Source organism: Clostridium sp. AF29-8BH (genome assembly GCF_003478145.1).
In the GTDB taxonomy this organism is placed as follows: Bacteria; Bacillota; Clostridia; order Lachnospirales; family Lachnospiraceae; genus Otoolea; species Otoolea fessa.
The window spans coordinates 20,868-40,389 of record NZ_QUEL01000006.1 but is presented as its reverse complement, the minus strand read 5'-3'; the positions used below and the strand labels follow the sequence as shown (position 1 = coordinate 40,389).

The window sequence follows — 19,522 nt, the reverse complement described above, 5'->3', positions numbered from 1 at the left end:
ACGGCATTCGATGATTCTGCCCGCAAAGAGGGCATCTGTGATTCACAGAAATATCCGGGTATTTATGAAATTTCATAATGCATTTTTTGTTTCAGGGGAAACTGCGTCCTATGAAACAAAAAAATAGCAGTCATATGATTGAGCAGTGCTGAATATAAGTATCATATCGTTACTGTTCACAGGTAGGCACTTTTGGAACCGAAAGTGCCGTAAGAAAACGTGGTGGCAGCAGGAATTTGCCGTATTTAAATGCGAAGCCACGGCAAATTCCGTTACGGGGCACGTATGCGTGAACAATAACAATTTTAGAAAGGATGGAGAAGGTTGAGAGAGGAGTACGGAAATTTAGAACGTGCTTACGAAAGAATGCGGTTCGGCTGGCAGGAGACATTTGCCGGGGAATGGCAGAAAGGGAGAATGTATGGGGAAAAGAGAAGACAGAAGATATGGCTGGAGGCTGGCAGTGCTGACATTTGTGCTGTGCCTGCAGGGCACCGGCGGACAGGCTTACGCACAGGAAGATAAGGCGGGAGAACGGCGGATCCGTTATTCTTCTTCCTATTTGAAAGAGGCTGAGATACCAGAAGCGCCGGAAGAATATCTGGAAGAGGGGGAAATTACCTACCGGCTTGTGGGGACAGAGATAGAGGCGGTGCCGGTGCGCGGCAGAACGCGGGAGGTTTCGGGGGAGATGGTCTATCCATCCGTGACGCGGGAACAGGAGATCCCGGCGAGAGCGCCGATGGAGGTGGAGGATCGGGAGAGCCGGAAGACGGTATCGGTTATGCTGGATCTGAAAAGAACCTCTTATGAGAACGAACACTGGCAGGATGGATTTGAGATTTCGGTCGTATTTCACGAATACGGGGCGGACACATACCGGCTGGGTGGAACTGCCGTGATGCATGATGAGAAAGTGCTGCCATTGGAGGTGTGCAGGGAAGACCTGCTTGCAAGTGCAGGGCTATCGGAGGATGAGGTGCAGATTGAGTCGGCAAGCTGGGAGGGAGATGCTTATCAGGATGAGGCTGGCATCTGGTGCCGCAATGCGGCGGTACAGGCAAAACGCCGCGTATGGGATTGCCGGGCAGTGTACGGGGGAACGGTCAGACTTCCGGAATATGAGCGTTACCGGAGGCGGATGGAGTATGAAAAAGCGGAACTGGATGTGGAAGAGATGACAGAAATAGAAGTGGATCCGGGAACTCTGGTGGAAACAGAGACTGCGCCGGTGGAAAACCTCCCGCTTCCGTTCTGGAGACGGTGGATTCACTACGGACTGACGATCAGTGTAAGTCTGCTGCTGCTTTTACTGGCATGGCTTGGATTTCGGCAGCTGCGGCGGATGGCGCGTGAAAAAAACGAACGGTAGGTTATGTGGGTGCAGTTGATAAAAGGAAAAAAGTGCCGTATACTAGAAAACTGGTAAGCTGGCGGTTATGGTTCGTGTAAAAAAAATTTGAAATCAGAGGCACGGCGTGAGGATATGCCGGCAGCCAGAATTGGGGATCAGACCAGAAAGAAGAGGAAAAACGGCGTGACAAGAGATGTTGTATTTAAAATGGAACGTCCGGGACTGGTAGAAGTCGGACAGACAGTAGAGGTGACGGAGTCGGTGACGCCGTTTAATGTCAATTATATGATTGAACCGGCGGTGGCGATGTCGGGGCTTTTTAAGCTGAATGACCGGATTCCCGCCGATCACGGCGTGGTAAAGGCGATCGAGGAAAATGACCGCGGTTACTATGTGACGGTTACGTTTGAGTATGAATAAAAGGACAGAAAGGGAAAAAGATGGCAGGAAAAATACCGAACGATCCGATTATGTGCCTGAGCTTTGTGAACACACAGCTCAGAGATTTTTACCCGGATTTAGATGAATTATGCAGTGCGTTTGATACAGAACGGTCGGAGCTTGAGAAGAAGCTGCAGGCGGTGGGATATACCTATGACAGAGAAAAGAACCAGTTCCGCTAGGGCACGGTCAGGCTTTACGCTGGCAGAGCTGCTGATCGTGACCGGGATTGTGGCGATTCTCGTTGCAGTTTCGATCCCGATCATGTCCGGACAGGTACAGAAAGCGAAGGAAGTGCGGGCGAAAGCCGAGGCGAGGATTCTATGCATGGCGCTCTGGATGTATCTACATGATTTGGATGAACAGGACATTCATCCGGAAAGCTGGGAGCTGATGATGGATCTGGGTGGTTCTTTCCGGGAACTGGGAGAAAATCCGCTGGAAAACTATCTGGATGGAGAGATTTCTGAGGATGTGTCTATCTACAGCGTGTATTACAGCGATACACTGGAAAGCTATGAGGGAATCTTGTGCGAGATAGGTGGAATCGAGGTGGAAGCGCTGATCAGCGGAAAGACGGAGATTGTGAATCCATAAAAAATAGAGAGGCAGGTTACTGTTCACAGGTAGGCACTTTGGGAACCGAAAGTGCCGTAAGAAAACGTGGTGGCAGCAGGAATTTGCCGTATTTAAATGCGAAGCCACGGCAAATTCCGATACTGGGCACGTATGCGTGAACAGTAACAGAGGCAGGATGTCTTACAAGGAAAGTCTTGTAAAACCCTGCTTCTTTCTATATAATGAGACAGTAAAGCAGTCTGTCTGGAAATGAAAATAGCAGGATAAAAACCAGACGGTTTCGGACAGATACAAGAGAAAAGAGAGGTATCAGTATGTTTCGCGCGATAAAGATAGTAGGAACGATCGTCAGCTTCCTTGTTGGTTCCATCGGCACATTGCACCGTATGGATAAACAGGGACAGGTAGATCCGGTCGCAGTGGAGGAAGAAAGCACCCAGATGGTGCGTAATATTTTTGAAAAACTGCTCAAAATGGCAGGTGTGACGGTAGAGGTGCGCGGATATGAAAATATTCCGCAGGATCGCCCGGTGCTCTATGTGGGAAACCACCGGAGCTATTTTGATATCCTGGTTGGCTATACGACGGTTCCGGGACTGATGGGATTTGTGGCAAAGAAAGAGATGGAGAAGATTCCGCTCTTGTCAAAATGGATGCTCAATGTCAACTGTCTGTTTTTAGATCGGAACAATATAAAAGAAGGTTTAAAAACGATTCTGGCGGGGATCGAGAAGGTGCGCCGCGGCGTTTCTGTCTGGATTTTTCCGGAGGGAACCCGCAATAAAAATGAACAGCTTTCAGATCTGCTTCCATTTAAAGAGGGAAGCTTGAAGATTGCAGAGAAATCTGGCTGTCCGGTTGTTCCAGTGGCGATCAAGGGAACAGCGGAGGTCTTTGAGAAGCATATTCCACTTATTTGTCCGAGCCATGTCGTGATTGAGTTCGGCGAGCCGTTCATCGTGAAAGAGCTGGATCCGGAGAACCGGAAGTTTGTCGGCGCATATACGAGAGAAAAGATCGCAGGGATGCTTTCAGAGATGGAAAAGGAGAACAGCTAAGAGATGGATTTGCTGGAGATAAGAGGGCGTCTGGATCAGATTGACACCCAGATAGAAAAGTTATTTGAGGAGAGAATGCGCCTTTGCAGCGAGGTGGCAGAGTATAAGATCGCGACCGGAAAGGCGGTTTACGATGCCGAGCGTGAGAAACAGAAGATCGAGTCAGTTCAGGCGATGGCAGAGGGCGAGTTCAACAAGCAGGCGGTTGCCGAGCTGTTTTTGCAGATGATGACGCTGAGCCGCCGGTATCAGTATCAGACGATCGCAGGGCGCGTCGGCGGTCCGGATCTGGGCTTCCATAAGGTGGAGAAGCTTGAAACAGCCGGAAAACGCGTGGTGTTCCAGGGATTAGAGGGCGCTTACGGTCATGCGGCGGCGCTGCAGTTCTTTGGAAAAGACGCGGATATCCATCATGTACGCCGGTTCGAGGATATGATGGTGGAGATTCAGGAGGGAAAATCTGATTTTGCGGTGCTTCCGATTGAAAATTCTTCCGCCGGTGCTGTGACGGACAACTATGATTTGCTTTTAAAATACGACAATGTGATTGTGGCGGAAACATTTCTGCCGGTACACCACTACCTGCTTGGCACACCGGATGCGGAACTTTCCGATGTGAAGCGTGTTTATGCACATCCGCAGGCGCTGATGCAGAGCAGCGACTTCTTAAACCAGCACGACTGGCAGCAGCTCAGCATGGAAAATAATGCTGTGGCGGCACAGAAGGTACGCGATGAGAAGGATCCGTCACAGGCGGCAGTGGCAGGTGAGGTGGCAGGTGAGATTTACAGGCTCAAAAAGCTGGCAGGTCCGATCAACAACTGTCCGGACAACACGACCCGTTTCCTGATTTTGGCGAAGGATCGCGTCTATCAGGCGGGCGCAGAGAAAATCAGCCTCTGTTTCGAGCTGCCGCACCGCAGCGGTACGCTGTACAGCATGCTCGGCAATTTTATTTTCAATGACGTCAATATGCGGATGATCGAGTCCCGCCCGATCCCGGAGGAGAGTTGGCAGTACCGCTTCTTCGTGGACATCGAGGGAAACCTGGAGGATGCCGGTGTGCAGAATGCACTGTACGGAATCATGCGCGAAGCGAAAAATGTAAAAATATTAGGAAATTACTAGACTCTTTAGCTTAGGACAAGACAGAATGGGGTGCTGTCCACGGGCAGGCATTTTTGACACTGAAAGTGCCGTAAAAGCATGTGATGGTAACCGGAAAGGCAGAATAATGGAAGAAAAAAGAAAAAATACGATGATTTTATACCGCAACCTGCGGTATCAGCAGTTATTTGACGACATGTGCAGCCTCTTAAAACCAGAAGAAGGCGAGGCACGCCCGGATGCATATGCATGCGCGAGTCAGCTCATCGATCTGGCAGTGACCTATGGATTCCGCGAACCTGTGGCATTGTTTCCTGGCGTTCTGCATGGCAAACAATGAAAATGCCTACAGCACATCCTGTGAGATCATCGGACCGGTCGGCGGCAGCTTGAGCGAGCTTGCACGCCACGATTTTGCACAGGTCAGAGAGCTTTTTTCCTTGGATATTGCCCGTCTGGACGAGACTGAGAACGGCATCTGGTCGGAGATGAAGCATTACGAAAATGCGCTGGAAAACAGCAAGGCGTTCAACCACCGCATCCGCGATCGGATCGTTGAATTATCGGTTTCCCTGGAGAATGCGGAGAGTGATCAGGAATTTCAGGATATCGTGACCGAATTTTATAAAGAATTTGGTGTTGGCAAGTTTGGCCTTAACAAAGCATTCCATATTATCATGGATGACGAGGCAAAACAGGTCGATATCGAGCCGATCACGCGCGTGGAACATATCGAGCTGAGCGATCTGGTAGGCTATGAGCTGCAGAAAGCCAAGCTGATTGAGAATACCGAGGCATTTATCGAGGGGCGCGCGGCAAACAACTGCCTGCTTTTCGGTGACAGCGGTACCGGTAAATCATCCAGTATCAAGGCGATCTTAAATCAGTATTATGACCGCGGACTCCGCATGATCGAGGTGTATAAGCACCAGTTCCGCGGACTGTCAGACGTCCTGGAGCAGATCAAAGACCGCAACTATAAATTTATCATTTATATGGACGACCTTTCCTTTGAGGAATATGAGCTGGAATATAAATATCTGAAAGCAATCATTGAAGGCGGTCTCGGCATCAAGCCGCAGAATGTCCTGATCTATGCGACATCGAACCGCCGCCACTTAATCCGCGAAAAATTCAGTGATAAGCGCGAGCTGGACGACGATCTGCACTCCAACGATACGGTGCAGGAAAAACTGTCCCTGGTTGCGCGTTTTGGCGTCACGATCTACTACGGCTCACCGGACAAGAAAGAATTCCAGAACATCGTTCGCGTGCTGGCAGACAAATACCACATCCATATGCCGGAGGCAGATCTGCTTCTGGAAGCCAACAAGTGGGAGTTAAGCCACGGCGGGCTGTCCGGACGTACTGCCACCCAGTTTATTGCAAACTTACGCAGCAAGCTGAAAGGAGAGATCAAGTAATATGACCGTTAAAACCTTTGCCGCTATTGATGTGGGTTCCTTCGAACTGGAGCTGGGAATTTTCGAGATTTCTGCTTCCGCCGGAATCCGCGAGATCGATCATGTGCGCCATGCGCTGGCGCTTGGCAAAGACACGTACAATGACGGACGTTTGAGCCACGAGATCGTGGAGGAAATGTGCGAGGTCCTGAATAAGTTCCGGGAAGTGATGAAAACATACCGGGTATCGGATTACCGGGCATTTGCGAGCAGTGCGCTTCGGGAGGCGCGGAACAGCCAGATGGTACTGGACCGGATTCTGGTGCGTACCGGACTCCGGGTCCGCACGATGAACAACTCGGAGCTGCGTTTTAAGAGTTATAAAGCTGTTGCAGCCAGGGAGGAAGAATTCCAGCGCACCGTGAAAAACGGCGCGGCGTTGATGGATGTCGGATTCGGAAGCACCCAGATCTCCCTCTTTGATGAGGAGGTACTGGTATCGACGCAGAACCTTCTGCTCGGCGTGCTGCGCTTAAGCGAAATGTCAGCACACTGGCGCGTCGATTACCGAAAGATCCCGGCGATCATCGACGAGCTGGTAGAAAATGAATTATACACATTCCGGAAGATATTTTTAAAAGAGCATCAGATCGAGACGCTGATTGCGACCGGCGAGACAATGAACTATATGATCAGCCGCGGCATGCATGAAAAAGGCGGGGCGCGGTTCACGGCAAAGGAATTTGGCGTGTTCTGCGAGAAGCTGATTGGAATGTCCTCGGAGGAGATTCAGGAGCGCTATGAGCTGCCGCAGGATTACGCAGAAGTGCTGATTCCAAGTGCGATTCTCTACCGGAAGGTATTAGACATGACGGGTGCTTCCTATATCTGGGCACCGGGGACGACACTCTGCGATGGTATCGCGGCAGAGTACGCACAGGAAAACCGTCTGGTCCGCTTCCATCATGATTTTGAGGCAGATATCCTCTCAACGGCGCGCCAGATGGCGAAGCGCTACCGCTGCCACGGCGCACATGTGCGCGAGGTAGAGCGGTCGGCGGAGATGATTTTTGATGCAACGAAAAAATACCATGGTCTGGGAGCGCGGGAACGCCTGCTTTTAAAGATCGCAGCGACCCTGCATGACTGCGGCAAGTTTGTCAGCATCACGCGCGGTTCGGAAAGCTCGTACCAGATCATCATGGATACGGAGATCATCGGAATTTCCCATCTGGAGCGCGAGGTTGTAGCCAATATTGTGCGCTACAACATTCAGGAATATGCCTACGATGAGGTCATCCTGGAGTCGGATCTGTCCCAGTATGCGGGGCTTGGAACCTCCCGGAGAGAGCTGACGATCCTGATTGCGAAGCTGACGGCAATTTTGCGTCTGGCCAATTCGATGGACCGCAGCCACCGCCAGAAGCTGAGCGACAGCCGCATCGCTGTGCGGAACGGCAGTCTGGTGATTACGACGGACTGTCCGGAGAGTATCGTGCTGGAGCAGTATTCATTTGACCAGAAGGCAGATTTCTTTGAGGAAGTCTTTGGAATACGGCCTGTACTCAGGCAGAAAAGAGGGGTATAAGGATGTCGGATGCAGTGTTGAAATACGGAGAACCTGAAAATTATGTAAACCGTGAACTGAGCTGGCTGGAATTTAACTACCGGATTCTGGGTGAGGCGCGTGACAAGACGACCCCGCTGTTTGAACGTCTGAAATTTTTAAGTATCACGCGTCGAACCTGGATGAGTTTTTCATGGTCCGCGTGGCATCCCTCAAGGACATGGTTCACGCCAATTATACGAAGCGGGATATTGCGGGTATGACGGCACAGGAACAGCTGGATGCGATCGATGGAAAAACGCATGAGCTGGTCGAGAATCAGTACCGGATCTATAACCGGATGCTTCTGCCGCTCTTAAAACAGCACGGTCTGCGTGTGGTCACTGAGCATGAGAAGCTGACGAAGGAAGAAGCGGTGTACGTTGATCGGTATTTTGAGGAATCGGTCTACCCGGTCCTCACGCCGATGGCGGTTGATTCCTCCCGCCCGTTCCCGCTTATTCACAATAAATCGTTAAATATCGCCGCGCTGGTCCGCAAGAAAAAAGGAGACGGTGAGCTGGAATTTGCGATGGTCTGCGTGCCGGGCGGGCTTCCACGCGTGGTGGAGCTGCCGTGCCAGGAGGGCAAATCTATCATTTACCTGGAAGAAGTCATCGAGCGGAACATCGACAAATTGTTCTTAAATTATGATATTATCAGCTGCCATCCGTTCCGTGTCATGCGAAATGCCGATCTGAGCATCGACGAGGATGAGGCGGAGGATCTGCTCAAGGAGATCGAGCAGAAGCTCAAGAAACGCCAGTGGGGCGAGGTCATTCGCCTGGATATCGAGAAAAAGGCGGACAAGCGCCTCTTAGACATCCTCAAACAGGAGCTGCACGTCGGCGGGCACGCGATCTATGAGATTGACGGGCCGCTTGATCTGACCGTCCTCATGAAGGTGTTCGGTCTGCCGGGCTTTGATGAATTCAAGACACCGCCGTATACGCCGCAGCCGGTTCCGGCGCTGATGAATGAGGATGATATTTTTGCCAATATCCGAAAAGGCGATATATTGCTGACCCACCCGTTTGAGACCTTTGAGCCGGTCGTCAATTTTATCAAGAAAGCTGCCCGCGACCCGGAGGTGCTGGCGATCAAGCAGACCCTCTACCGTGTCAGCGGCAACTCCCCGATTATCGCGGCGCTCGCCGAAGCGGCGGACAATGGAAAACAGGTGTCGGTTCTGGTTGAGCTGAAAGCCCGTTTTGACGAAGAAAACAATATTCTCTGGGCGAAGATGCTGGAAAAAGCCGCTGCCACGTTATCTACGGTCTGCTGGGGCTGAAAACACACAGTAAGATCACGCTGGTGGTGCGCCGCGAGGAAGAGGGCATCCGCCGCTACGTCCATCTGGGAACTGGAAATTACAACGATTCGACGGCAAAACTCTACACCGACTGCGGTCTTTTAACCTGTGATCCGCTGATCGGTGAGGATGCGACTGCAGTCTTTAACATGCTGTCGGGTTATTCGGAGCCGCTTGGCTGGAACAAGCTGTCGCTGGCGCCGCTGTGGCTGCGCGGACGTTTTCTGCGCCTGATCCAGCGGGAAACGCGCAACGCCCGCGAAGGTATTCCAGCGCGGATCGTGGCAAAGATGAACTCCCTGTGCGACCGTGAGATCATTGCGAGTCTTTATGAGGCGTCCAATGCGGGGGTAAAAATACAACTCATCGTCCGCGGCATCTGCTGTCTGCGCGCCGGGATTCCGGGATTAAGCGAGAATATAACGGTCTGCTCGATCGTTGGAAATTTCCTTGAGCACAGCCGTATTTTCTACTTCGAGAACGACGGTGAACCGCAGATTTTCATGGGAAGTGCCGACTGGATGCCGCGAAACCTCGACCGTCGTGTGGAGATTCTCTTCCCGGTTGAGGATGAGAAGCTGAAAGCACGCATCTGTCACATCTTAGAGGTACAGCTTGCCGACAATGTCAAGGCGCAGTACCTGAGACCGGATGGAACCTACGCTAAACGCAACCGCCGCGGCAAAGAGCCGGTCTGCGCGCAGGATACCTTCTGTGCGGAGGCAGTGCAGGCGGCGAAGGAAGCTGGAAAAAAGCAGGACCCGGCGGCGATGAGGGTATTTATTCCGCTGGAACAATAAAGAAATTGTAGTTCGCAGATAAGCAAAATTCTCCAAAAATGTAATAAATTTTTAAAGCATAAATCCTCCCCATATGGTAAACTGGAAACAGGTATATTCGTCTGGTATTTCGCATAGAGATACCGGGAACCTGCATTACATATGAGGGAGGTTTTTTTATGTCTGAAATACACGTTCTGGTGGTGGATGATGAGAAAGAGATTGCCGATCTGGTGGAGATTTATCTGGTCAGTGATGGTTATAAAGTATATAAGGCATCCAATGCGTTAGAGGGATTGGAGATTCTGGAGAAGGAGACGATTCATCTGGTGCTTCTCGATATCATGATGCCGGGAATGGATGGTCTGGAGATGTGCCGCAAGATCCGGGAGACGAACAATATCCCGATCATCATGCTGAGCGCGCGCTCAGCGGATCTGGATAAGATTCTGGGACTGGGAACCGGCGCGGATGATTACGTGACGAAACCATTTAACCCGCTGGAGCTGACGGCGCGCGTCAAATCACAGCTTCGCCGCTATACGCAGTTAAATCCGCAGAGCGGTGCAGGAAACCAGGTTAAAAATGAGATCTCGATCAAGGGGCTCACGATCAACAAAGATAATCATAAAGTGACGGTGTACGGCGAGGAGATCAAGCTGACGCCGATCGAATTTGACATTCTGTATCTGCTGGCATCCAATCCGGGGCGGGTCTTCAGCACCGATGAAATCTTTGAGAAGGTATGGAATGAGAAAGTCTACGAGGCAAATAACACGGTTATGGTACATATCAGACGGCTTCGCGGCAAGATGAAGGAGGACACCCGACAGAACAAGATCATTACAACGGTCTGGGGGGTAGGATACAAAATTGAAAAATAAAAAAGATATGAGTCGCCGGTTCCGGACACGGATGGTCATGAACATCGTTTACAGCACCGTGGTGGCATGCCTGGTGGAGGTGTTTCTGATTGCCAATGTTTCGATGATCAGCAGCTATCTGCGGGAGACGCGGTACCGGGATTCTTTTTTCCTGCGCCTGACGGAGACAGAGACACTGATGGCATTTGTCTATCTTCTGTCGGGCATCGCGATCTTCTCAGTCACTTTTTTTGCCCTCCAGGAGCGGTCCATGCGCTATATCAGCCGGATCTCGTCCGCGATTCAGAATATTTCCGAGGGCGATTTGAATACGACGATCGAGGTGCGGGGCGATGACGAGTTTACGGCGATGGCGGTCAATTTAAATAAGATGGTCGGGGATATCCGGAATCTGATGGACAAGGAGCGCGAGGCGGAGCGCACGAAGAACGAGCTGATTACCAATGTGGCACACGATCTGCGGACACCGCTGACCTCGATCACCGGCTATCTTGAACTTCTGTCCGGCAAGGTGGAGATTCCTGCAGAAATGCAGAAAAAATATATTGATATTGCCTATGCAAAATCGAAACGTCTGGAAAAACTGATCGAAGATTTGTTTGGTTTTACCAAAATGAATTATGGAAAAGTGGCAATGCACGTGTCGAAGGTGGACATCGTCAAACTGCTCAGCCAGCTGTTGGAGGAATTTTATCCGAGCTTCAAGGACAAAAACCTCTCCTACGAGCTGCAGAGCAATGTCCCGGGCAAGGTTATCACGGCAGACGGAAATCTTCTGGCGCGCCTTTTTGACAACCTGATCAATAACGCGATCAAGTACGGTGCGGACGGAAAACGGGTGCTGGTGCAGATTCATGCGGAGGAAGAGGTCGTGACCGTCTCGGTGACGAACTACGGTTACGTGATTCCGGCAGACGAGCTGCCTCTCTTATTTAATAAATTCTACCGCGTGGAACAGTCGCGATCGACCAACACGGGCGGCACAGGGTTAGGTCTGGCGATCGCCAAAAATATCGTCGATATGCACGGCGGCACGATTCAGGTAACGAGCGATCTGAATGGAACGGTCTTTACGGTGCGCCTGCGGACGAATTTTGACATCAACAGGGAAAATTTCCAGACGCCGTAAAGGCGAGTGTGGGAAAGAATCTGATAGACATTTTAATGGATTTTTGGTTACTGTTCACAGGTAGGCACTTTTGGAACCGAAAGTGCCGTAAGAAAACATGGTGGCAGCAGGAATTTGCCGTATTTAAATGCGAAGCCACGGCAAATTCCGTTACTGGGCACGTATGCGTGAACAGTTACAGATAGGGAGAGAAAGGATGCAGAAAAAGAGGGGAATACAGTTCTTTTTTGCGATATTGATCGGATGGATGGCACTATTCTGCCTTCCTGCAGGGTACGCATATGCCTCACAGAAGGAAGCAGATGCGCCGCTGTCGATGGATGTTTCCTATGGATTTGACAATACGGCAAAGAGTGACCGTTACCTTCGGGTAACGGTCCTTCTGAATAATGATACAGCGCCGTTTGAGGGAACGCTGGAGTTTCTGACCGCACAGTCCAGTCTGGAGGCGTACCAGTATTCTTATCCGGTATCGTTGGCAGCGGGGGAGAAGTTTGAACAAGAATATTATATCCCGCTGGGTGTGCGGGCAGATCAGATGTTTGTATCGGTACAGGATGTAAGCGGGAAAACGGTCATCCGGAAACGTCTGAAACTTGGTTCTGAGGAGGACGTTGCGGAGAGCTATATCGGAATTTTGACGGATACGCCGGAGGCACTTTCTTATTTAGACGGCGCGGGCATCCGGTATGGGACGCTTCGGACGCGGGCGGTTTTTCTTGATGCCGAGCAGGCGCCGGATAACCGGCTGGGTTACGATCCGCTGGATCTGGTAATTGTGTCTGGATTTGACCTGGATTCGCTCAGCGATGTCCAGTATGAGGCGCTGCGGCGCTGGGTGGAAGACGGCGGTACGATCCTCTTTGGCGGCGGTGTGGATTGTGCGAGAAATTATGGCAGGTTTGCAGAGAAGGTGCTGGAGCCGCCGTATCTGGATGCGGTAATCGTTCCGGTCAGTCTGGGCGGGGAGACGGCACCGGGCGAGCAGACGGGGGAGATCCAGGCAGAATGCGTCGATGTGAACCTGAAGAACGGCAGCACTCTGCTGGCGGGGGAAGTGTTCCCGCTGTTATCCCATACGAACTGCAAACAGGGGCGGATCGTGGCAGCTGCCTTTTCGATGGATGCGATCAGCGATTTGTGTCTGGCCAATCCATCCTCATTTGAAAAGCTGTATACGCTGGTGCTGGGAAGTGATACCGTGGACGAGCTGGCACAGGAGGATTACTACGGTTATTCGGGCTCGTATTTCAGCGTACAGGGGCTGGTCAACACCGGCAATGCGGGGCGGCTTCCGAAGGTTGCGGCATATACGGTGATCGTGGTGGTCTATCTGCTTTTGATCGGTCCGGGCATCTATTTCTACTTAAAAAAGCGGGGAATTTACCGGTATTATCTGCCGGCGGTGACACTGGGGGCGTTTTTGTTTACCGGCATTATTTATGCGCTGGGCGTAAAGACACGCTTCCGGGAGCCGTTTGTGACGTATGCGTCGATTCTGGATACCTCGGGAGAAGAGGCGGAAGAAGCCACTTATATGAACATCCGAAGCCCTTATAACAAGCCGTATTCGGTGAGCTTAAAGCCGGGCTATGAGGTGCGCCCGATGACGCGCAGTTACTATTACGATGCGGTTTCGGCGGTGCGCTTTACCGGTGAGGAAGAGTATCATACAAACTTTGTTTATCAGCCGGAACGGGTCGAAATTAAAATGCGGGATACGGTCGCATTTTCACCGAATCTGTTTACCCTGCGTCGTGAGCTGGAGAAAACGGACGCGATGGGCGTTCAGGGAAATATTTCCTATTTTGACGGCGTGGTGTCGGGAACGGTAAAAAACTGTTTTGAGGAACCGCTGGAGAATGCGGCTCTGCTCATCAATGGGAAAGCGGTGCTGCTGGGAAGATTAGAGCCTGGGCAGACGGTTTCTCTGGATGGAAAGGAGAGCTGCGATTATCCGGTCAGCTATTCGTATGCGGCAGCACAGATGGTGACCGGGGCGGATCAGTATGAGAAAGCGGAGATTGAGGATCCGGACTATTTAAAGGCGCAGGAGTGGACGAGACTTTTGAGCTTTTATCTGGATTCCGGCGCGGGGCGCAATCCGTCTGAGGCGTGCCTGGTGGCATTTTCAACCCGGAAGCTCCAGGGAGAGGAAGATTTCCTGGCGGATGCGAGGACACTTCGGGAAGGATTTTGCATGGTGACCGAGTCAATCTCGCTGAACCGTGAAAAAGACGGAAAACTTTACCGTTCGGCGCTTGAGGAAGATCCAACGGTGCTCGCCGGAAATTATGAGGCGGCGTACAACACAATGTATAGCGGGGAAACAGCGGAGGCTGCGACGGTCGAATATTCGCTGGGAAGTGACCTTGTCATTGAAAAGCTTACGTTTGAGACTCTGTCACCGCGATTTTCGGAAAATCCGCTCTATCCGTATATGTCATCCTTCTCCGGAAGTATGTATTTCTATAACTATGAGACCGGGCGCAATGACCGGATTGAGCTGAAATCAGAGTATTCGGCAAAGGAGCTTTCGCCGTACCTGTCTCCGTCGAACACATTGACCGTCAAATATGTGCCGGAACAGACGGGAGAGTATGGCTGGGAAAGCCAGCTTCCAAGAATCTATGTCGTAGGGAGGAGAGAGTGATGCTGACGATTAAAAACCTCAGAAAACGATATGGCAATTTTCAAGCGCTGGATGGGCTGAATCTGGAGGTCGCGGACGGGGAACTCTTTGGATTCGTGGGTCCCAATGGGGCAGGCAAGACGACGACGCTCAAGATTCTTGCGGGACTTCTCGTTCCCGACGAGGGCGAGGTGGAGATCGGCGGACTGGATGTTTACTCAGACGGAAAAGAACTCCGGCGGCGGATCGGCTATGTGCCGGATTTCTTCGGAGTATATGATAACCTGAAAGTATCGGAATATATGGAATTTTTCGCATCCTGCTACGGAATTACGGGGCTGCAGGCGCGGACGCGCTGCCATACGCTTCTGGAACAGGTGCGGCTGGAAGATAAAGAGGACTTTTTCGTGGACGGGCTTTCGAGAGGTATGAAGCAGAGCCTATGTCTGGCGCGGGCGCTCATCCACGATCCGGATCTTCTGATCCTGGATGAACCGGCTTCCGGGCTGGATCCTCGCACCCGGGTGGAGTATACGGCGATTCTGAAAGAACTGCGCGATCAGGGAAAAACGCTGCTCGTCAGCTCCCATATTTTATCGGAATTGTCAGAGCTTTGTACCTCGATCGGCATCATTGAGCAGGGAAGAACGGTTCTGCAGGGCAGCATGGATCAGATTTTTGCGCGGATCAACTCGTCCAATCCGCTTCTGATCTCGATTTTCAGCCAGAAAGAAAAGGCGCTTGCGATCCTGAAAAGCCATCCTTGCGTGCAGACGATCGCGGTGCAGGGGGATGAGATCAAGCTGGGCTTTTTGGGGGATCGGCAGGATGAGGCGCTGCTTTTGCAGCAGCTTATCGATGCAGATGTGATGGTCAGCAGCTTTATGCGCGAGAAGGGAAGCCTGGAATCACTGTTTATGCAGATCACAGAACATGAAGAAGAGAGGGCGGTGCTGAAACATGAGATGGAATCCGGTATTTAGGAGGGAAATGACAGTCGGGAGCCGCAGCATCCGCATGATGGCGATTCTGTTTGTTTTTAACAGTATTCTGGCGGCGGTGGCGCTGTTTAATATGTATTCGGTGGCGGAGCAGGTCAGGACGACGGCGGAGATCCAGTATTCGCAGTTTCTGGATCTCTACACGTTCGTCTCCTCGATCGAATTTATCATGCTGCTTTTCATCATGCCGGCGCTGACTGCCAGCAGTATCAGCGGCGAGCGGGAACGCCAGACGCTGGAACTGATGCTGACGACCACGATGGAGCCGCGTGACATGGTGCTTGGAAAACTGGCGTCCTCGCTGGTGACGATGCTGGTGCTGGCGGTCTCGGCGCTTCCGGTACAGGCGCTCGTATTTGTCTACGGGGGCGTTACGCTGCAGGACATCGGGATGCTGTTCCTGTGCCACGGCGTTGTGGCAATTTTAACGGGCAGTATCGGGATCTTTTATTCATCGGTGCTGCGCCGCTCGACGGTATCGACCGTCTGCTCCTATGTGACGGTGGTGGCGCTGACGGCGGGAACGATGGCGGTCAATCTGTTTGCATACCGGATGGCGCTCCGGGCGGCAGATTCGTATGCATCTAATCTCAATGCATCGGAAATGGCAAGTTCCGGCATTTTACGCTATCTCTTTCTTTTCAATCCGGCTGTCTCGTTTTATAATGTAATTAACGGACAGGCGGGAAGCGGCGACATGAGAAAATGGTTCGAGCCACTGTTTGGCGTATTTCCAGACAATGCGATCACAGCACACTGGACGGCGTGCAGCCTGATTTTGCAGTGTATGCTGGCGATGGTGCTGATCGCGGCAGCAGTATGGGCGATCACGCCGGGAAAATGGAATCGGCATGGGAAAAATAAAGGGAATGATAACCGATAGATAGAAAAAGCAGAAAAACAGAGAAACTATGAATTTGGAGAAGGAGGCAGTGAGTATGGGAATTATCAGAGCAGCGGCACACGCGGTCGGCGGCGGGCTGGCAGATCAGTGGCTGGAAGTGATTGAACCGGAAAATATGGGGGAACAGACCGTATTTTCAGCGGGTGTGCAGACACGCCGCGGGGAGAACCGGAAGAGAACACCGGAAACGGTGTCCAATGGTTCTGTGATCCATGTGTACCCGAATCAGTTTATGATGTTGGTGGACGGCGGTAAGGTCGTTGATTATACAGCGGAAGAGGGTTATTATACAGTGCAGAATTCATCCCTGCCGTCTCTGTTTAACGGACAGTTCGGCGATGCACTGAAAGAATCCTTCAACCGTGTGCGTTATGGCGGACAGACGCCGTATGCACAGAAGGTCTACTATATTAATCTCCAGGAGATCAAGGGAATCAAGTTCGGCACACGGACGCCGATCAACTATTTTGATTTATTCTATAATTCCGAGCTGTTTCTGCGCGCACATGGAACTTACTCCATCAAGATTACGGATCCACTGAAATTTTATGCGGAGGCTATTCCGAAAAATCAGGATCAGGTGGAGATTGATTCCATCAATGAGCAGTATTTAGCGGAGTTTCTGGAAGCGCTGCAGACCTCGATCAACCAGATGTCGGCGGATGGCGTGCGGATTTCCTTTGTAGCCTCCAAAGGCAGGGAACTGGGACGCTATATGGCGGAGACGCTGGATGAGGAGTGGAACCGTCTGCGTGGCATGGAGATCCAGTCAGTCGGTATCGCCAGCATTTCCTATGATGAAGAATCGCAGAAACTCATCAATATGCGGAATCAGGGCGCGATGCTCGGCGACCCGTCGGTGCGCGAGGGGTATGTGCAGGGCGCGATGGCACGCGGCTTTGAGGCAGCCGGTTCCAACGGAAGCGGTGCGATGGCAGGCTTCATGGGAATGGGCGCCGGCATGAACTTCGGCGGCGGATTTATGGGCGCCGCATCGGCGTCCAACCTGCAGCAGATGCAGATGCAGCAGGCGGCGCGGCAGGGATATGCGGCACCGCAGGGCGGCTATGCGCCGGGGCAGGCGAATGGAGCGCCGCAGGGTGGTTATGCACAGCAGCCGGGAGCACCACAGGGCGGCTATGCACAACCGGCAGGACAGAACGCAGCGCCGCAGGGCAGTGCGGCAGCTCCGGCAGAATCCTGGACTTGTGAGTGCGGCAATGTCAACCACGGAAAGTTCTGCTCCGAGTGCGGCAAGCCAAGACCAGCCGGTCCGTGGACCTGCAGCTGCGGAACGGTCAATACAGGTAAGTTTTGTTCCGAATGCGGAAAACCGAGGTCATAGGGCGTATGGAGATACAATCATATAAGTGTCCAAACTGCGGCGGCGGACTGGTGTTTGATCCGAAGACGCAGAAATTTAAATGTGAATACTGCCTCTCAGCGTTTACGGAAGAGACGTTGAAAGAGATGGAAGAGGCAGCCAGAAAGTCAGAGGAAGCTTCGAAGCCGGGTGGAATGCCGGAAGCGGAAAAGATAGAGAGCCAGAAGCAGGCGGAGTCTAAGATGGTTCTCTATACCTGCCCGAGCTGCGGCGCGGAGATTGTGGCACAGGAGACGACAGCATCCACGTACTGCTGTTACTGTCACAATCCGGTGGTTCTTTCGGGAAGTCTGGACGGTAAATACCGCCCGGACGGTCTGATTCCGTTTGAGATCGACAAGAAAAAGGCAAAAGAAATCTTTAAAAACTGGATTCAGAAGAAAAAGTATGTGCCGGATGATTTCTACTCGCCGCGTCAGATGGAGTATCTGGAAGGAATTTATTATCCATATTGGATGTATAGCTGCCAGGTATCCGGTGAGATGCAGGCGGAGGCGCTGCGGAAACGCGTGACGGTGGCGGGGGAGATCGAGTATATCGAGACGAGCCGTTACCATCTGGAGAAAAAGGCGGAGCTTCCCATCAAGGATGTGGCGCGCAACGCGTTAAAGCAGGCGGACCGCAGCCTTGCCGAGACCGTGCTTCCGTTTGATATGAAGAAGCTGCGCCCGTTTCAGGCAGGCTATTTTCTGGGATTTAGAGCGGAGCGGCGCGACCGGGAAAAGGAAGAATTTACACAGGAGATTGAGCAGGAGATCAAGCAGTATACGAGAGAATCTCTGCAAAATAGCGTCTCCGGCTACGATCATGTGGATATCCGGAACCACCGGGAGACCATCACGGGGGAAAAATGGAACTATGCCATGCTTCCAGTGTGGATGATGACCTACCCGGATCCGAAGAGCGGTCAGATGTACTATTTTGCGATGAATGGGGAAAATGGAAAGGTCTGCGGCGTCCTGCCGGTTGATTCGAAAAAACTGGTGCGCCTGTTTTTGACGATTTTCATTCCTGTGTTTGTACTTTTGCTGCTGGGAGGATACCTGATATGATAGAGAATCAAAATGCGGGAGTCACACAGAAAAAGAAGAAATATGGACGGCTGAAAGATTTTATATGCTTCTCCGTTGCAGCATTTATTTCATTTTCACAGGTCAGCCCTATATGGGCGGCGGAAGGCACGCGCGTCTTCGACGAGGCGGGACTGTTCAGCGCGGAAGAAGTGCAGGAGCTGGAGACACGGATCGATGAGGTGCGTGATTCACAGGATGCCGATCTGGCGGTACTGACAGTCGAGGACGCACAGGGAGAATCGGCGGAAAGCTATGCCGATGATTTTACGACACCCACGGACTGGGCGTCGGGGACGATGCGAGTGGTATTCTGCTTTCGATCGATATGGACAACCGGGAGATATACGTTTCTACCACCGGGTATGCGATGAAGGTGCTGACGGATGCGCGGGTAGAGAAGGTGCTGGATGCGGCATATGACAGCGTGGCGGATGGAAACTATGCGGAAGGCGCTCTGGGGGCGATCGACAGCATCGAAAATTATCTGGAGATGGGCGTTCCGGCGGGACAATATACGCAGGTGCGCGAGGAGAAAAAACATTCCCTGGAATGGTATGAGGCGCTGTTTGCGGCGGTTGCGGCAGCGATCGTGGCGGCACTCCCGTGCTTTTCGGTGATGCGCCAGTATAAGATGCAGAAAGAACACCGCCAGTCGCTGGGTTTCCATATGGCATACCGAGCGGACAGTGCGCTGCATTTTGTCCAAAATGAGGAGCAGTTTGTAAACCGGTCGGTAGTGACCAGACGGATTCCAAAAAATCCGGGTCCGGGCGCTTCGGGCGGTTCGGCTGGAAGGACGACCATACATCAGGGCAGCAGCGGAAGGATGCACGGCGGCGGAGGCAGAAAGTTTTAATTGATACAATTTCGTGTGGA

16 protein-coding genes and 2 pseudogenes are annotated in these 19,522 nt (G+C 52.0%); all 18 read left to right on the top strand.

What is annotated here, in order from left to right:
• Nucleotides 1-421 precede the first annotated feature (421 nt).
• The 18 genes and pseudogenes from DWZ16_RS05765 (at nucleotide 422) to DWZ16_RS05680 (ending at nucleotide 19,502) form a co-directional block, all read left to right on the top strand.
• The gene (locus tag DWZ16_RS05765) at nucleotides 422-1,372 is read left to right on the top strand and encodes a hypothetical protein (protein ID WP_118481933.1); all 951 of its coding nucleotides are present in this window, start codon (nucleotides 422-424) and stop codon (nucleotides 1,370-1,372) included.
• Nucleotides 1,373-1,486: 114 nt separating this feature from the next.
• Nucleotides 1,487-1,774 carry a hypothetical protein gene (locus DWZ16_RS05760; RefSeq protein ID WP_243021938.1) on the top strand — a complete coding sequence of 96 codons (288 nt, stop codon included), beginning with the start codon at nucleotides 1,487-1,489 and terminating at the stop codon, nucleotides 1,772-1,774.
• A 20-nt stretch (nucleotides 1,775-1,794) separates the two neighbouring features.
• The gene (locus DWZ16_RS05755) at nucleotides 1,795-1,977 is read left to right on the top strand and encodes a DUF4250 domain-containing protein (protein WP_022360303.1); all 183 of its coding nucleotides are present in this window, start codon (nucleotides 1,795-1,797) and stop codon (nucleotides 1,975-1,977) included.
• Nucleotides 1,949-2,392, top strand: a complete 444-nt coding sequence (locus tag DWZ16_RS05750; RefSeq protein WP_118468373.1) for a type IV pilin protein — start codon at nucleotides 1,949-1,951, stop codon at nucleotides 2,390-2,392. Before DWZ16_RS05755 ends, DWZ16_RS05750 begins: the two co-directional genes overlap by 29 nt.
• A 296-nt stretch (nucleotides 2,393-2,688) precedes the next feature.
• Nucleotides 2,689-3,432, top strand: a complete 744-nt coding sequence (locus DWZ16_RS05745) for a lysophospholipid acyltransferase family protein (RefSeq protein ID WP_107001428.1) — start codon at nucleotides 2,689-2,691, stop codon at nucleotides 3,430-3,432.
• Between the two features lie 3 nt (nucleotides 3,433-3,435).
• Complete coding sequence (locus DWZ16_RS05740) at nucleotides 3,436-4,560, top strand: bifunctional chorismate mutase/prephenate dehydratase (protein ID WP_118468371.1); 1,125 nt, start codon at nucleotides 3,436-3,438, stop codon at nucleotides 4,558-4,560.
• A 130-nt stretch (nucleotides 4,561-4,690) separates the two neighbouring features.
• Nucleotides 4,691-5,963: pseudogene (locus DWZ16_RS05735) on the top strand (ATP-binding protein).
• A gap of 1 nt (nucleotide 5,964) precedes the next feature.
• On the top strand, nucleotides 5,965-7,530 hold the full coding sequence (locus DWZ16_RS05730; protein ID WP_118293389.1) for an HD domain-containing protein: 1,566 nt from the start codon (nucleotides 5,965-5,967) through the stop codon (nucleotides 7,528-7,530).
• Between the two features lie 2 nt (nucleotides 7,531-7,532).
• Nucleotides 7,533-9,660: pseudogene (locus DWZ16_RS05725) on the top strand (RNA degradosome polyphosphate kinase).
• A gap of 158 nt (nucleotides 9,661-9,818) precedes the next feature.
• A complete protein-coding gene (locus DWZ16_RS05720) occupies nucleotides 9,819-10,523 on the top strand; it encodes a response regulator transcription factor (protein WP_022360295.1) in 705 nt (234 codons plus the stop codon).
• On the top strand, nucleotides 10,513-11,652 hold the full coding sequence (locus DWZ16_RS05715; RefSeq protein WP_333489842.1) for a HAMP domain-containing sensor histidine kinase: 1,140 nt from the start codon (nucleotides 10,513-10,515) through the stop codon (nucleotides 11,650-11,652). The genes DWZ16_RS05720 and DWZ16_RS05715 overlap by 11 nt, the downstream gene beginning before the upstream one ends.
• A gap of 196 nt (nucleotides 11,653-11,848) precedes the next feature.
• Nucleotides 11,849-14,305, top strand: a complete 2,457-nt coding sequence (locus DWZ16_RS05710; RefSeq protein ID WP_118481934.1) for a hypothetical protein — start codon at nucleotides 11,849-11,851, stop codon at nucleotides 14,303-14,305.
• Nucleotides 14,305-15,267, top strand: coding sequence for an ABC transporter ATP-binding protein (locus tag DWZ16_RS05705; RefSeq protein WP_118481935.1), 963 nt, complete (start codon nucleotides 14,305-14,307; stop codon nucleotides 15,265-15,267). Before DWZ16_RS05710 ends, DWZ16_RS05705 begins: the two co-directional genes overlap by 1 nt.
• A 7-nt stretch (nucleotides 15,268-15,274) precedes the next feature.
• Nucleotides 15,275-16,168: an ABC transporter permease gene (locus tag DWZ16_RS05700; protein ID WP_243015226.1), complete on the top strand. Its 894-nt coding sequence runs from the start codon at nucleotides 15,275-15,277 to the stop codon at nucleotides 16,166-16,168.
• A gap of 55 nt (nucleotides 16,169-16,223) precedes the next feature.
• Nucleotides 16,224-17,534 (top strand): SPFH domain-containing protein, encoded by a 1,311-nt coding sequence (locus DWZ16_RS05695; RefSeq protein WP_118481937.1) that lies wholly within the window; start codon nucleotides 16,224-16,226, stop codon nucleotides 17,532-17,534.
• Nucleotides 17,535-17,539: 5 nt separating this feature from the next.
• Nucleotides 17,540-18,625 carry a TFIIB-type zinc ribbon-containing protein gene (locus DWZ16_RS05690; RefSeq protein WP_118481938.1) on the top strand — a complete coding sequence of 362 codons (1,086 nt, stop codon included), beginning with the start codon at nucleotides 17,540-17,542 and terminating at the stop codon, nucleotides 18,623-18,625.
• Entirely contained in the window at nucleotides 18,622-19,017 is a 396-nt protein-coding gene (locus tag DWZ16_RS05685; protein WP_118481939.1) for a TPM domain-containing protein, read from the top strand. The genes DWZ16_RS05690 and DWZ16_RS05685 overlap by 4 nt, the downstream gene beginning before the upstream one ends.
• Nucleotides 18,927-19,502: a TPM domain-containing protein gene (locus DWZ16_RS05680; protein ID WP_118481940.1), complete on the top strand. Its 576-nt coding sequence runs from the start codon at nucleotides 18,927-18,929 to the stop codon at nucleotides 19,500-19,502. The genes DWZ16_RS05685 and DWZ16_RS05680 overlap by 91 nt, the downstream gene beginning before the upstream one ends.
• Nucleotides 19,503-19,522 lie beyond the last annotated feature (20 nt).

Bases quoted from the DNA above. Each gene is read 5' to 3' on its own strand.
- DWZ16_RS05720 (WP_022360295.1), top strand. From the start codon at position 9,819: ATGTCTGAAATACACGTTCTGGTGGTGGATGATGAGAAAGAGATTGCC.
- DWZ16_RS05765 (WP_118481933.1), top strand. From the start codon at position 422: ATGGGGAAAAGAGAAGACAGAAGATATGGCTGGAGGCTGGCAGTGCTG.
- DWZ16_RS05760 (WP_243021938.1), top strand. From the start codon at position 1,487: ATGCCGGCAGCCAGAATTGGGGATCAGACCAGAAAGAAGAGGAAAAAC.
- DWZ16_RS05690 (WP_118481938.1), top strand. From the start codon at position 17,540: ATGGAGATACAATCATATAAGTGTCCAAACTGCGGCGGCGGACTGGTG.
- DWZ16_RS05710 (WP_118481934.1), top strand. From the start codon at position 11,849: ATGCAGAAAAAGAGGGGAATACAGTTCTTTTTTGCGATATTGATCGGA.
- DWZ16_RS05745 (WP_107001428.1), top strand. From the start codon at position 2,689: ATGTTTCGCGCGATAAAGATAGTAGGAACGATCGTCAGCTTCCTTGTT.
- DWZ16_RS05750 (WP_118468373.1), top strand. From the start codon at position 1,949: ATGACAGAGAAAAGAACCAGTTCCGCTAGGGCACGGTCAGGCTTTACG.
- DWZ16_RS05740 (WP_118468371.1), top strand. From the start codon at position 3,436: ATGGATTTGCTGGAGATAAGAGGGCGTCTGGATCAGATTGACACCCAG.
- DWZ16_RS05705 (WP_118481935.1), top strand. From the start codon at position 14,305: ATGCTGACGATTAAAAACCTCAGAAAACGATATGGCAATTTTCAAGCG.
- DWZ16_RS05755 (WP_022360303.1), top strand. From the start codon at position 1,795: ATGGCAGGAAAAATACCGAACGATCCGATTATGTGCCTGAGCTTTGTG.
- DWZ16_RS05695 (WP_118481937.1), top strand. From the start codon at position 16,224: ATGGGAATTATCAGAGCAGCGGCACACGCGGTCGGCGGCGGGCTGGCA.
- DWZ16_RS05700 (WP_243015226.1), top strand. From the start codon at position 15,275: ATGACAGTCGGGAGCCGCAGCATCCGCATGATGGCGATTCTGTTTGTT.
- DWZ16_RS05730 (WP_118293389.1), top strand. From the start codon at position 5,965: ATGACCGTTAAAACCTTTGCCGCTATTGATGTGGGTTCCTTCGAACTG.
- DWZ16_RS05685 (WP_118481939.1), top strand. From the start codon at position 18,622: ATGATAGAGAATCAAAATGCGGGAGTCACACAGAAAAAGAAGAAATAT.